The organism is Streptomyces sp. NPDC058964 (genome assembly GCF_042741275.1).
Taxonomy (GTDB): domain Bacteria; phylum Actinomycetota; class Actinomycetes; order Streptomycetales; family Streptomycetaceae; genus Streptomyces.
In genome coordinates this window covers 1-13,167 of the sequence record NZ_JBHYKH010000243.1, presented here as the reverse complement: position 1 = coordinate 13,167, position 13,167 = coordinate 1, and the positions used below count along the sequence as shown (strand labels likewise).

14 protein-coding genes are annotated in these 13,167 nt (G+C 70.0%); 11 read left to right on the top strand and 3 right to left on the bottom strand.

Annotated elements, in window-relative coordinates; translation table 11 throughout:
- Positions 1–374: 374 nt before the first annotated feature.
- The 5 genes from ACFW2E_RS26725 (at position 375) to ACFW2E_RS26705 (ending at position 4,487) form a co-directional block, all read left to right on the top strand.
- The gene (locus ACFW2E_RS26725) at positions 375–779 is read left to right on the top strand and encodes a DUF485 domain-containing protein (RefSeq protein ID WP_384469613.1); all 405 of its coding nucleotides are present in this window, start codon (positions 375–377) and stop codon (positions 777–779) included.
- A complete protein-coding gene (locus ACFW2E_RS26720) occupies positions 776–2,392 on the top strand; it encodes a cation acetate symporter (RefSeq protein WP_384469612.1) in 1,617 nt (538 codons plus the stop codon). Before ACFW2E_RS26725 ends, ACFW2E_RS26720 begins: the two co-directional genes overlap by 4 nt.
- A 56-nt stretch (positions 2,393–2,448) precedes the next feature.
- On the top strand, positions 2,449–3,126 hold the full coding sequence (locus ACFW2E_RS26715; protein ID WP_384469611.1) for a DUF429 domain-containing protein: 678 nt from the start codon (positions 2,449–2,451) through the stop codon (positions 3,124–3,126).
- Positions 3,127–3,236: 110 nt separating this feature from the next.
- The gene (locus ACFW2E_RS26710; protein WP_384469610.1) at positions 3,237–3,965 is read left to right on the top strand and encodes an SDR family oxidoreductase; all 729 of its coding nucleotides are present in this window, start codon (positions 3,237–3,239) and stop codon (positions 3,963–3,965) included.
- A 309-nt stretch (positions 3,966–4,274) separates the two neighbouring features.
- Complete coding sequence (locus tag ACFW2E_RS26705) at positions 4,275–4,487, top strand: hypothetical protein (protein ID WP_384469609.1); 213 nt, start codon at positions 4,275–4,277, stop codon at positions 4,485–4,487.
- 183 nt (positions 4,488–4,670) lie between these two features.
- Here the strand turns inward: ACFW2E_RS26705 and ACFW2E_RS26700 are convergent, their stop codons facing one another.
- Both ACFW2E_RS26700 and ACFW2E_RS26695 read right to left on the bottom strand, forming a co-directional pair.
- The gene (locus ACFW2E_RS26700) at positions 4,671–4,802 is read right to left on the bottom strand and encodes a hypothetical protein (RefSeq protein ID WP_384469608.1); all 132 of its coding nucleotides are present in this window, start codon (positions 4,800–4,802) and stop codon (positions 4,671–4,673) included.
- Between the two features lie 61 nt (positions 4,803–4,863).
- On the bottom strand, positions 4,864–5,346 hold the full coding sequence (locus tag ACFW2E_RS26695; protein WP_384469607.1) for an EVE domain-containing protein: 483 nt from the start codon (positions 5,344–5,346) through the stop codon (positions 4,864–4,866).
- Positions 5,347–5,556: 210 nt separating this feature from the next.
- Here ACFW2E_RS26695 and ACFW2E_RS26690 point away from each other — a divergent pair, with 210 nt between their 5' ends.
- From ACFW2E_RS26690 to ACFW2E_RS26665, 6 genes are all read left to right on the top strand, one after another.
- A complete protein-coding gene (locus ACFW2E_RS26690) occupies positions 5,557–6,636 on the top strand; it encodes a GlxA family transcriptional regulator (protein WP_384469606.1) in 1,080 nt (359 codons plus the stop codon).
- Entirely contained in the window at positions 6,633–8,390 is a 1,758-nt protein-coding gene (locus ACFW2E_RS26685) for a thiamine pyrophosphate-binding protein (protein WP_384469605.1), read from the top strand. The genes ACFW2E_RS26690 and ACFW2E_RS26685 overlap by 4 nt, the downstream gene beginning before the upstream one ends.
- Positions 8,365–9,015: an SRPBCC family protein gene (locus tag ACFW2E_RS26680; protein ID WP_384469604.1), complete on the top strand. Its 651-nt coding sequence runs from the start codon at positions 8,365–8,367 to the stop codon at positions 9,013–9,015. Before ACFW2E_RS26685 ends, ACFW2E_RS26680 begins: the two co-directional genes overlap by 26 nt.
- Positions 9,012–10,025: a ketoacyl-ACP synthase III family protein gene (locus tag ACFW2E_RS26675; protein WP_384469603.1), complete on the top strand. Its 1,014-nt coding sequence runs from the start codon at positions 9,012–9,014 to the stop codon at positions 10,023–10,025. Before ACFW2E_RS26680 ends, ACFW2E_RS26675 begins: the two co-directional genes overlap by 4 nt.
- Positions 10,026–10,280: 255 nt before the next feature.
- Entirely contained in the window at positions 10,281–11,243 is a 963-nt protein-coding gene (locus ACFW2E_RS26670; protein ID WP_384469602.1) for an alpha/beta hydrolase, read from the top strand.
- Positions 11,244–11,285: 42 nt separating this feature from the next.
- Positions 11,286–12,179 carry a hypothetical protein gene (locus tag ACFW2E_RS26665; RefSeq protein WP_384469601.1) on the top strand — a complete coding sequence of 298 codons (894 nt, stop codon included), beginning with the start codon at positions 11,286–11,288 and terminating at the stop codon, positions 12,177–12,179.
- 35 nt (positions 12,180–12,214) lie between these two features.
- On the opposite strand, the gene ACFW2E_RS26660 is transcribed toward ACFW2E_RS26665, so the two are convergent.
- Positions 12,215–13,167, bottom strand: a 953-nt coding sequence (locus ACFW2E_RS26660; protein ID WP_384469600.1) for a TauD/TfdA family dioxygenase, incomplete at its 5' end; no start/stop codon positions are given.

The following is a 13,167-nucleotide window of genomic DNA, read 5'->3' as shown; positions in this document are numbered from 1 at the left end:
GTGACGTTCACCACACATCAACCGTCAGCCAAATTCCCCTGGCCCGCCAATCACCCCGCACCCCGCCGGCCCCGTCGGCCGATCGGCCGCCGTATCGAGCCCAAAACGTGACGCCCAACAGGGTTAACAGGCATTCTGACCAGTCGGTAACGTGCGCCGCCCGCAGCCGAATTCCACGGCACCCTCCCCGGATCCGAGCCGCATCGGAAGGCCACGCAATGACATACCCCGACGACAACCGGTACCCGCCGCCGGCATGGCCTCCGCCGCGCCCGGGACCCCATGGCGAGGCCCGCCGGCAGGAGTCGTACGGCCGGGATCCCTGGCAGTCGAACGGACACGACGCTCCTCGCTACGGTTCGTACGGATACGACGTGTCCACGTACCCCTCGTACGACCGGTATGACACATACGGGTCGTACGAGGGGTACGGGCAAGTGCCCCGGAACGAACCGTACGGACCCGAGACCGGGCGGCAGGACGGCGACCTCCATGCGCTGCGCTCGGCCTACCGCGTGCTGCGCCGGGTCTCCACGCTCACCGCACTCGGCTCGTTCGTGATGTACGTGGTGCTGTCCTGCTGCGCGCCGGAACTGATGGGCTCCAAGGTCGTGGGTGAGCTGAGCCTGGGCATGGCCCTGGGAATCATCCAGCTCGTCGTCACCTTCGCGGCGGTGCTCTGGTACGGCCACAGCGCCGAGCGGTCCGTGGACCCCTTGGCCCGGCTCGTCAGGGAGCGGGCGGTACGGCCCGGCCGGAACGCCGGGGTGGCGCGATGACCGAATTCGGCTCCGGGACGCAGGCCACCGTTCTGATCCTGTTCACCACCCTGGTCACCCTCACGCTGCTGATGTGCGTGATGGCGGGACCGGACCGCGACGACCTGACGAACTTCTACACCGGCTATCTCTCGCTCACCCCGCTCAGGAACGGCCTGGCCATCGCGGGCGACTACATCTCGGCGGCCACGGTGCTGAGCACCACCGGCATCATCGCGCTCGCCGGATACGACGGCTATGTCCTGGCGGTCAGCACCGCCATGTCACTGGTGCTGCTGATGTTCCTGCTGGCCGAACCCCTGCGCAACGCGGGCAAGTTCACGATGGGTGACGTGCTGGCCCGCAACATGCCCGGCCGGGCCGTCCGCGTCGCCTCCTGCGTGGTGACGCTCCTGGCGACCCTGCCCTTCCTGATCGTCCAGCTGTCCGGTGCCGGCTCTCTGCTCACCTTCATCCTGGGCATCCCGCACGTGGCGGGCGCCAGGACGACCTGCATCGTCCTCGTCGGCAGCCTGATGATCATCTATGCCGCGATCGGCGGCATGAGGGGCACCGCCCTCATTCAGATGATCAAGATCGTGCTTCTTCTGGGCACCAGCATCACCGTCGCCGCCCTGGTCATGAACCGCTTCCACTGGAGTCTCGACGACATGCTCCGGGCCGCGCAGCACGGCAGCGGCACGGGCCCCGCCTTCCTCCAGCAAGGCCTGCAACTCGGCACCTCGACGGGTGACCGGCTGGACTTCGCCAGTCTCCAGATCACCGTCATCCTGGGCGCGGCCTGCCTGCCGCACATCACGATGCGCCTGTACTCCGCGCGGGACGTGCCTGCCGTACGCCGCTCCATGTCGTGGGCGGTCGGCACGGTCACGACGTTCTGTCTGCTCGTGATCATCATGGGTACGGGCGCGGCAGCCCTGGCGGGATCCCGGTACATCACCGCGGCCGACCCGCACGGCAGGACGTCGGTGCTCATCCTGTCGCGGATGCTCGGCGGCGACGCCGGCTCGGCGGGCTCGACCGTCCTCTATGCGGCGGTGGCGGGCACGGTGTTCATCACCCTGCTGTCCTCGGTCGCGGGCATGACCCTGGCCGCGGCGTCGTCGCTCGCCCACGACCTGTTCACCCATGCGGCCCGGCGGGGACAGGCGGCACCGCGTACGGAGATGACGGTGGCGGCGTGGGCGAGCGTGGCCGTGGGAGTCATCGCCATTGCGCTCTCGGCACTGATCCAGAACTGGGACGTCGCCGTGATGACCACGCTGGCGATCTCCATCGGTGCGTCGGCCGTGGCCCCCGCGTTGACCTACTCCCTGTTCTGGCGGGGATTCACCCGTACCGGTCTGCTCGCCAGTCTCTACGGCGGGGCGATCTGCGCTCTGGTTCTGATGGTCTTCTCCCGGGCCGTGTCGGGCGCGCCGTCCGCGGTCTTCCCGAACGCGCACTTCGGCTGGTTCCCCATGCAGTCCACCGGTCTGGTCTCCATCCCGTTCGGCTATCTGGCGGGCTGGCTGGGCAGCCGACGGGACCACCGACGGCAGGCTGCCGCAAGCCTCGAGCACCGGCGGCTGTACGAGGAGAACGAGGCACGCCTGCTCGCAGCGGCGGAGTGACCACGGCGGCGGTGCCCAGGTTTCCGTTCACGTCCCGCGGGCAAGGAGTGTGGGACATGGACGTCCTGGGGATCGACGCCTGCGGAAAGCTGGGCTGGACGGGAATCAGGCTCTCGGACGGGGCATATGCGGGCAGTCTGGTGGAGCTGCGGATCGACAGCCTGATCGGCCGTTCGGCCGGGGTGCGGGTGATCGCTGTCGACATGCCGCTCGGCCTGGTCGAGAAGGGCTGGCGCACCGCCGACCTCGCGGCGCGGGCCCTGCTCGGCCCGAGGCGCAGCAGTGTCTTCCTCGTGGCGCCGCGTTCGGTCTGGCAGGAGCCCGGCTACGGCGCGGCGGCCGACCTGTGCGAGCGGCTCACCGGCAGCCGGCTCAGCCGGCAGGCTTGGGCACTGTCGCCCAAGTTGACCGAGGCCCGGGCGTGCTGGGTCGCCGACAGGCGGATCCACGAGGTACATCCCGAAGTGTCCTTCCGCACCCTGGCCGGCGGTGTGCCACTGAGCCATTCCAAGAAGTCCTGGCGAGGCCAGAACGAGCGCCGCTCGCTGCTGGCCCGGGCGGGCATCGTCCTCCCGGACAGCCTCGGTGAGGCGGATCGCGTTCCGCCGGACGACGTTCTCGACGCCGCCGCGGCCGCCTGGTCGGCGCACCGGATCGCGCTGGGGATCGCGGGCCGGGTGCCCGAGACGCCCCAGCGGGACGCGGAGGACCGGGCGGTCGAGATCAGATACTGAGTCCCTCCGAGCGGCCCGCTCTGCCCTGCCCGGGGTCGCTCGGCCATGCACGCAACGCGTACAGGGTGTTGTATGCCATTGCGGACACACCTCCCGACGAAAGGCGTGCCATGAAGTTCGCAGTCATCGGCGGTACCGGGCTGATCGGGTCACAGGTCGTCAAGAATCTGAACGCCGCCGGCCATGAGGCGGTACCACACTCGCAGTCCACCGGGATCGACGTCATCAGCGGCCAGGGACTCGACGAGGCGCTGGCGGGAGCCGACGTCATCGTCAACCTGACGAACTCCCCGACCTTCGACGAGGCGTCCCCGGCCTTCTTCCAGACCTCGATGGACAACCTTCTGGCCGCGGGACAGAAGGCCGGTGTCCGTCACTTCGTCATCCTCTCGATCGTCGGCGTGGACCAGGTGCCGGAGCTGGACTACTACCGGGCCAAGGTGCTCCAGGAGGACATCCTCAAGGCCGGACCGATCCCCTACTCGATCGTCCGCGCGACACAGTTCATGGAGTTCATCGACGCGGTCATGTCCTGGGGCACCGACGGTGACACCGTCCGGCTGCCTGCCACGCCCATCCAGCCCATCGCCGCCAAGGACGTGGCCGACGCCGTGACGGAAGTCGCCGCGGGCACCCCGCTGAACGGGATTCGCAATGTCGCCGGCCCCGAGATCTTCCCCTTGGACGAGCTGGGACGGATCACCCTGTCCCGCAGGTCCGACAGCCGCACCGTCGTCACCGACCCCAAGGCCGGCATGTTCGCCGTCGTCAGGGGCGACGTCCTCACCGACAAGAACGCCCGCCTCGCCCCCACGCACTACGCCGACTGGCTCTCCTGATCCAATCGCGCCCTCCCCCGGGGGGCCTCGGAAGCCGGCCACGAGTGTCTGCTTGGCCAGCAGCCGACGTGGACAAGATCATGGTCGGGTGACCGACCACTCCTCCCCCGGCAGACCGAGATCCTCGGCGACAGCGCCGATCCGCCTGATGGTCCGGGGCCGGGCGGGCAAGGGCGATCGGTGAACCCGGTCGCCCTTGATCCGTGAATGGTCAGTGGCATGCGCTTGGATTTGCGCGTGACCGTTCATGACATTGCCCGGCGGCTGCCCGGGACAGCAGTCCTCCGAGATCACTGACGTTCCCTGGCGGTGCTGGAGGCGGTGCTGTGTCCCGAGTGGGCCGATCGCTGCCACTCCTTCGACGCGCACTGGTCCGAGACCGAGTCGATGGCCTCGACGGCCGTTCGTCACGTGCTTGCCTCACGTCCGCCGACCGAAGCCGTGGTCGCCGTGTTGAACGCGGACATGACCCCGGCCGACCTCGCGGAAGACATCGCGAAGACCGGCTGTCCGCGGTACTGAGACGGCCGGCCTTGCACGGTTGACCTTCACACGCAGGCGCCAACCCGTGGCGCCATGGGTGACGCCGACCCACACGGTGCAGGCGACGTGGCCGAGCAGCGGGGCGCCGAGCAGCCACCGGAGCGGGGGTGGTGGTGACCGGACTGCCGTCCGGCAGCGCGCGCTCCGCGGGCAGTGCGGCCGTCAGAGCGGTGGCGAACGGCCTTGGCGGACCTCCCTCACCGCCGCGAGCGGGATGTCGACGCGCTGCTCGGAGCGATCGAGGTGAAGCCCGTCCGCGTCGAACACAGTGGACACGCCACGGCCGTTGAGCATCTGGGACATGATCGGGCGACAAGCCGACGGACGAGAGGTTGCCCGAGGAAAGGGCTGCCGATCAGACAGCCATCGCCGACCGCAGCGTCCCGAAGTCGCCCACGGGCAGCGGAACGAGCCCGAATCGCAGCGAGTACCCCCAGTTCGGCTGCCGAGTCAGGAGCAGTTCACCGGAGACGTCGCTCAACCGCACTGAACGGAGCTGCAGGAAGCGGACGTTGCGCCGCCAGGGCCGTATCGCGCCTTTGGCGCCCATGTGCATCACCTCCTCGGCCAGGTAGGGCTCGTCGTCGTCGATGACGCCGAGCGCCGTGAAGGCGCGCAGCCGCCCCTTGTCCCCCATGCGCTGGGTGGGCGAGTAGTAGACGAATCCGTCACCGCGGTTCATCCGGGCGAGGTTGTGTCTCTTGCCGTGGTTGAGCTGGACGAAGCCTCGCCGGACGGCGATGCTCGCGTGCTCGGCCGACACGACCCCGAGCCATGCGTTCTGCGGCACCGCTCCGGCCGGGCTGTCCTCACGGGTGATGGCCGTCGAGCTGGTCATCGTCATCTCCTCCTGGAGTCGGGCGGTTCTTGGCGGGCGCACCCAGAGTCCCTCGAAAACCTGACAGCGAACGTCAAGTTTTCTGGCCCGCCTCTCAGTTGCAGGGGGTTGGCCCCGATGCCGCACAAGAAACTCGGGGGCCGTGACCTATTTCACTCCCGGCTCGCTGCCCGCGGCTTCCGCCCTGCTCGGGCGAGTGGACCCGGAAGCATGGCAGGAATCGTCAATGAGGTGTCGTTGTGGACGACGCCAGGATGGGAACAGGGTGTAACCGTGGAACAACGACGTGTTGTGATCGTGGTCTATCCCGGCGCACAGACGCTGGACATCAGCGGGCCGCTCGAAGTGTTCGACACGCTGAACCGGCTGTTACCCGGGCCGGCCGGCGGCTATCGCCTGCAGTGCCTGTCCCCGGACGCGCCCTCGGTCCCCACCTCGGCGGGCCTGGTCATGCAGGCCGAGCCGCTGGAGGCGGGCGAGGGGCCGATCGACACCCTCCTCGTGCCGGGAGGCTGGGGCCTCAAGGATGCCCTGGAGGATCCGTGCCTGGTCGCGTGGATCCGGCGCGCCGCCGGGAGGTCCAGGCGGGTCGTCTCCGTCTGTGGTGGGTCGTTCCTGCTGGCCGAGACCGGTCTGCTCGATGGGCGGCGGGCCACCACCCACTGGGCATACGGGGAACAGATGGCACGTCGCTACCCGAACGTGACGGTGGACACCGAGCCGATCTTCGTCTGGGACGGCCCCTACGTCACCTCGGCAGGCGTATCCACCGGAATTGACATGGCCCTGGCATTGGTGGAGGCCGACCACGGGGCCGCGTACGCGTTGCAGGTCGCCAAATTCCTGGTGCTGTACTTCAAACGACCCGGCGGACAAGCGCAGTTCAGCATGGTGCTGGACGCACAGCTCTCGGACCAGGAGCCGATCCGGGCGGTGCAGGACTGGGTGCAGGAGAACCTCCACCGGCCCCTTTTGGTGTCCGATCTGGCCGATCGGGCGAGCATGAGCCCACGTCACTTCGCCCGGGTCTTCCGGCGCGAGGTGGGCACGACGCCGGGCCAGTACGTCCGGCAGATGCGCGTCACCCGCGCCCGCCAGCTCCTGGAGGCAAGCGAGTTGACGGTTTGTCAGGTAGCGGCCCGGACGGGCTTCACCGCGACCGAGACATTCCTGCGGGCCTTCAGCGCTCTCGTCGGCCTCACTCCCGCCCAGTACCGGCAACGGTTCCAGCTCCGCTCCCCAGCCGGTCTGCTGGTCCAGCCGGCCACGGCCGAACGGAGGGCCGCGTGAGGGACCGTACGCGCCTGGTCGACTACGTGACCGCGGAACTGGACCGGATCGGGGTCCGGTACGTGTTCGGTGTCGGCGGCGCGAACATCGAGGACCTGTACGACGCGGTGTCCCGTACCCACGGCCGGATCCGCGGCGTGGTGGCCAAGCACGAGTTCTCCGCGGTCACCATGGCGGACGGGTACGCCCGCGCCACCGCGCGGCTCGGCATCGTCGCCGCCACATCCGGCGGAGGTGCGATGAACCTGGTGCCGGGGCTCGCCGAGGCCCACGCCTCGCGCATTCCGCTGCTCGCACTGGTGGGGCAGCCGCCCACGGACCAGGACGGCCGGGGCGCGTTCCAGGACTCCAGCGGCAGGGCCGGCTCGTTCGACGCCCTCGACGTCTTCGCACCTGTCTCGCGCTTCTGCGCAAGGGTCACCGAGCCCGGCTCGATCGCCGGGCTGCTGGCACGGGCCGTCTCCGCGGCACAGACCGACCCCCGGGGCCCGGCGGTGCTGCTCCTGCCCAAGGACGTCCAGCAGTCCACCGTCGACATGACCGCGGGAGCAGGCGTCGCGAGGCCCCTCCACACCGCCGAGGGCCTGGACACCGGCGGTTCGCCTCAGCCGGCCGATCCGGCCGTTCTGGCCACCGCGCTCGACGTGCTCCAGAACGCCTCACGTGTACTGGTGATCGCCGGGGAGGGCGTGGCCGGGGCGTTGGCGCGTGAGGAACTGGCCGCCCTGGTGAGCCGTCTGGGTGCGTGCGTCGCGGTCACGCCGGACGCCAAGGACGTCTTCGACAACAGAAGCCCCCGGTTCGTGGGCGTGGCCGGGGTGATGGGCCACCGGGAGGTAGAGGACTGCCTCAGCCGCGCCGACGCCTGCCTCCTGGTGGGTACGCGGCTGCCCGTCCTGGCACGGGGCCGGCTGGAGACGGCACTCACCACCACACCCGTGGTCTGTGTCGACCCAGAGCCGCCGTTCGTACCCGGTGTCGCGCTGCGCGGGGGGCTGATCGGCACGCTGCGGACTCTGCGGCACCGCCTGCGGCCCCGGCCGCCCGCCTGCCCTGCGCATTCCTCCCCCTCCGTGCTGTCCACGCCCGCGCTCCCCGGCGCGGCCACCGGTTACGGCGCGGCCGTGGCCTCGATCGCCGGGGCACTCCCGCAGGACGCCCATGTCTTCGTGGACGCCGGCAACGTCGGGGCCAGCGTCATCCACGCGCTGCCGGCCCCTCGGAACGGCCGCTTCGTCGTCGCGGTGGGCATGGGCGGCATGGGCTACACCTTCGGTGCCGGGATCGGCGCCGCACTGGCCACCGGCCGACGCACCTACGTCGTGGCCGGTGACGGCGCGTTCTTCATGCACGGCATGGAGGTGCACACCGCGGTCGAGTACGACGCACCGGTCACCTTCGTCGTGCTCAACAACAACGCGCACGCGATGTGCGCCACTCGCGAGGAATTGTTCCAGGGCGGTGCCCGGACCGAGAACCTCTTCCGTCCGGCCGGCATAGCCGCCGGTGTCGCGGCCATGTTCCCCCGGCTCCAGGTGGCCTCGGCGGACACGCCTTCCCAACTGCGGGCCGCGCTGTTGCGCAGCAACACCCGCCGTGGCCCCTCATTGGTCGCCATGGACTTCGACCACCGCGAGATCCCCCCGTTCCAGCCCTTCCTGACCGGCACCAGCGGCACGACCACGAATCCGTCCGGACACCTCCACAGCGACGACCAGGAGCAGACGCATGACCGAGCGATCCACGTTGGCTGACATCCCCGGCCTGGTCCGGGTGGAGAACACGAGCCCGCAGCAACTGGCGGCGCTCTGCGCCGAGATGACCTCAGAGACGTATCCGCACCAGGAGGTCTACGGGCAGTACTGCACCATCCACGCGCACGTGGACTGCCCGCCCGAGGCGACGTACGACTACCTCAGGCGCGGCCACCACCTGGAGGAGTGGACATGCAGCCTGAGGGGATTCGAACCGGCCGGCACGCCTGACCTGTGGGTGGGCCACGACCGTCTGGAACAGGACACACGGATCTACTGCCGGGTCGACGCCCATCCCGGCGCCATGACGGTCGACTACCACTGCGCCTGGGACCAGGGCGACGAGCTGTGGATGATCTATCTGATGCGGGTGCTCCCGGCGACAACGGTACTCGGCCGCCCCGGCTCGCTGATCACCTGGACCAACTGCCGTCACCCCCACTACCGGAGCAACCCGCGCCCGGACCTGACGCCCCACCCCGACCGGCGCTGGGTCGGTGACTACTGGGACCTCTTCTACGCGGGCCACACGGTGGAGATGCGCAACCTCAAGGCGATCCTCGAACACCGGCACCGCAACGGACTGCCGATCAACAGCTCCCCCGCGGCGCAGGTGGCCCGATGACCACGGTGAGTCTCACGGACGTCTCCAGCTACCTGCCCGGCGAGCCCGTCCCCGCCGCCTTCTTCACCGAACATCCCGCCGCGGAGGACAAGCTGCGCGACAGCCCGATGTTCAGGGTCCCGCCGTACCGCCATCACGTAGCGTCCGACGAGTCCAACACCGACATGATCGAGCGTGCCGTCCAGCCGCTGATCGAGCGTCACGGCCGTGCGGAGATACGCCAGGTGGACGTCCTGCTCGTCCACAGCCAGCTCCCGGACCAGCCCTTCGTCGGGGCGGGCAGCGAAGTGGCACGCAGACTGGGCCTCTCTCCCCGCTGGCTCGTCGACGTCGCGAACGCCGGTTGCGCCTCCTTCGTGCACATGCTCCAGCTGGCACGGCAGCTCCTGCTCGCCGGTGACGCCCGTACGGCCCTCGTCTGCAACGCCCAGAGCGCGGCGGGCCAGTTGTTCACCCAGTCACAGGTCCGTGGGCTCTCCCAGGCCGCGATCCCGGGCGACGGCTGTGGCGTCGGCTACCTGACGACCTCCGCGCACGCTCCGCTCCTCGGGATCGAAAGCCGGCACGTCCCGGCGTACGCCGGAGACATGACGATGGTGCGCGACGACGGGGGCAAGTACTGGGAGCCCGGAGAGGCCCAGGTGCGCATCGGATTCACCCCGCGCGGAGTCACCGACGTACTGGAACGGGGCAATCTCCTCGTGCCGGAGGTCGTACGGGCGCTGTGCCGCCGGCTGGGCGTGGGCGCCGCCGAGATCGACTGCCTGATCACCAATCAGCCCAACCGGACCTTCCTGCGGAACTGGCGCGAGTCTCTGGGCCTGCCCGCCCAACGGCATCCGGACACCTTCGACCGGTGCGGCAACCTCTTCGGCGCGGCGATGCCCGTCACGCTCGACGACGCGGTCCGCTCCAAACGGATCGGGGACGGGGATCTCGTGGTCCTGGCGGGATTCGCCCATGCCGGGGACTACGCCGGTGCCGCCGCGATCCGCGGGCCGGGCTGGTGACAGCGTCTGCCCCCGGGCCGGCGCCCGGAGGGACGAACGGACGGCTCCGTTCTTGATCGTCGCCGATGGTGGAGGCGTTTCCGAAGTCGAGGGCCACAAGGGTCGCGACTACGATGAGGCTGTTGCCCCATCGAGGGCTGGGCCAGGGGGCTCTGTCCAGAGCCCGGGCGTTCGCCGACATCGGCGTCACAGGGCGGGCACAGTACGCCCCGCCGCCCTTCACCATGGGCTTTTCAGCACGCAGGGAGCACTGCCATGACTGCTCGTTCCGCCTCGATCGTCCTGGAGCCGCCGGCACAGGAACTGGCCGACGCGACCTCGAACCATCCGTTCCTCTACGAACTGAAGCCGACCGAAGCGCGCAAGGTCCTCGACGATCTGCAGGCCGAGCCGATCGACAAGCTGCCGGTCGACGAGGAGTGGATCACCGTGAAGGCCTCCGTGGGCGACGTGCGGGTGCGCATCGTCAAACCCCAGGGCACCACCGGCACACTCCCCGTCGTGCTGTACATGCACGGCGGCGGATGGGTACTGGGCAACGCGGCCACCCACGACCGGCTGGTACGGGAGCTCGCGGTCGGCGCCCGGACGGCGGTCGCCTTCGTCGAGTACACCCCCTCACCGGAGGCCCACTACCCGGTGGCCATCGAGCAGGGCTACGCGACCGCACAGTGGATCACGCGCGAGGGAGCGGCCAAGGGCCTGGACGCCAGTCGCCTGGCGGTGGCCGGCGACTCGGTCGGCGGCAACATGACCGCCGCACTGGCCCTGATGGCGAAGGAACGCGGGGACGTCACGTTCATACAGCAGTCGATGTACTACCCGGTCACGGACGCGGCCATGGACACCACGTCCTACGACCAGTTCGACAACGGCTACTACCTCAGCCGCAAGGCGATGGAGTGGTTCTGGGACGCCTACACGACCGACCCGAAGCAGCGCGCCGAGATCACCGCTTCCCCCAACCACGCCACCAACGAGCAGCTCACCGGCCTGCCACCGGCTCTGCTGATCGTCGATGAGGCGGATGTGCTGCGCGACGAGGGCGAAGCGTACGCGGCCAAACTGCGCGCCGCGGGTGTCCCGGTCACCACCGTGCGCTACGACGGCACGGTGCACGACTTCATGATGCTCAACTCGCTCAGCGAGTCCAAGGCCACGCGAGCCGCCGTCGAACAGGCCATCTCGATGCTCCGCGACGCCCTGGGTACCGCGTAGCCCCGAGGCCCGACCGGGAGCGCGGTTTGCCACACTGCGCACATGACCCTGACCACCGGCGCCGCGTCGCACGACCCCGTCCGTGACTTCCCCGAACTGGCCCCCCACGCGCGGACGATCGTGCGGCTGCACCCGCGTCGGGGCACTCCCGGGCCTCGCGACAGCCACATCGGCGGCCCTCTGTGGTGGCCGGCCGCCGAACCGTGGCCGCAGTGCACGGACCACGAGGACGTCAACGGCGGGCCGGAGGAGCCCTTCCCGCTGGTCGCCATCGCCCAGTTCACGGCTGCCGAGTTCCCGGACATCCGCTTCCCGGACCGCGCGGACCTGGTGCAGGTGCTGTGGTGTCCGGAGTGGCACGACCAGCCGCACCCCGAGGGCTGGGGCCAGGCGTGCCGGCTGGTCTGGCGCCGGACCGCGGACGTCACCGGGCCACTCGCCGACCAGCCCGACCCCGAGGACCACTGGGACTACGACTGGGACATGATCCCGCGCGCGTGCGTGCTGTCCCCCGAGCGCCTGACGGATTACCCGTGGCACGAGGAACTCCCCGTCGGCCTCGCGGACCGGCACGCCTCCTGGCTCGAGGAGAGAGGACTTCCCGACGACGTCTCGACCGTGCCCGGCTGGAAGTTGGGCGGCAGCATGAACTGGTCCGTGACCGACATGCCTCGGACCCTGGACTGTTCCGAGTGCCACGCACCGTTGGAGTTGTTCCTGCAGTGCGACACCTCCGAGTACGCGCTGGGCGGTTGGGGCGAGGACGGTGCCCCGGACCGCTTCTGGCCCCTGGAGGAGCGCCACCTGGAACCGCAGAGCGAGGAGTGGCGGGAGGCCCGCGAGCCCACCGGTATGAGCGTCGGGCGTGGCAGCCACGCGGGACTCTTCGTCTGCTCCGCCGATCCCCGCCATCCGGCGCCGTTCTTCACTCAGTGACGTCGTCCAGACGCTCCTTGTCGGCGTACCGTGCCTCAGGTGCTTCCGTGACGGCCGCGGGGGTGGCCGCAGCCGCCGTGTGCCGGGCGCAGTGAGCGGGGGCGGATGACGTCGTGCGGGGTGACGCCGCCGCGGGTGTGCGGGGTGGTTCGCCGGTCGGCGGGCCCGCCCGGCGCCGGCCCGTCGTCGTGCCGGGCCAGCCACAGGCGCAGCAGGTGCCGCTTGCGCTCGGGTTCCGCGAAGTCCTCGAACGCCGTGCGGGCGTGCAGCACGATGTGGTTGTCGAACAGCAGCAGGTCCCCGGGGCGGAGGTCGATGTCCAGGCGGAGGGCGGGAGAGGCGGCCGTGGCCTCGATGACGTCGTACAGCGTCCGGCCGGAGGCGTCGGCGGCGTCAGGGCCGTGGGCCGGCGAGTCCTGGACGAGGTGCTGTCCGGCGTTCAGACGGGCCCGGTCGTAGCGCATGCTGGGCCGGGTGCCGTGCCGGGTGATGAGCGGGGCGGCCAGGTAGGAGCGCTCACCGGGGAACTGCTCGGCCTGCTGGGCGAAGAAGCGGACGTCGTAAAGACCTCCCGCGAGATCCGGCCGGCTCTCGAGTACGGCGTTGTGTACCGCCGCCGCGCTCGCCAGCAGCGTACGTCCGCCGGAGCGGGCCTGCTGGAGACACAGCAGGCCCGCGATGTCCGCCTCGTCGGTGTGGAAGGGAAGCGCCGCCCGCGTGCGGTGGGCCGGTGGCGGGGCGGCTCCGCCGCGGGAATCGGCTTCCCGGACGTGGCACACGGTGTGTCCGTCGACCGTCTGCGGCACGGGTCGCCCCAGGTACTGGCCGATGCCGCGCAGGACGGTGCTCGCCTCCGCCTCGCCGAGCCGGTCGACGGGGATTCCCCTGATCAGGGCGAAGCCGCGTCCGTCGCGGAGTTCGGCGGTGACCTGCCCGAGCCGTGCCGCGAGGGGGGGCAGGGGGAATGAGGCGCGGGTCCGACCCAGAC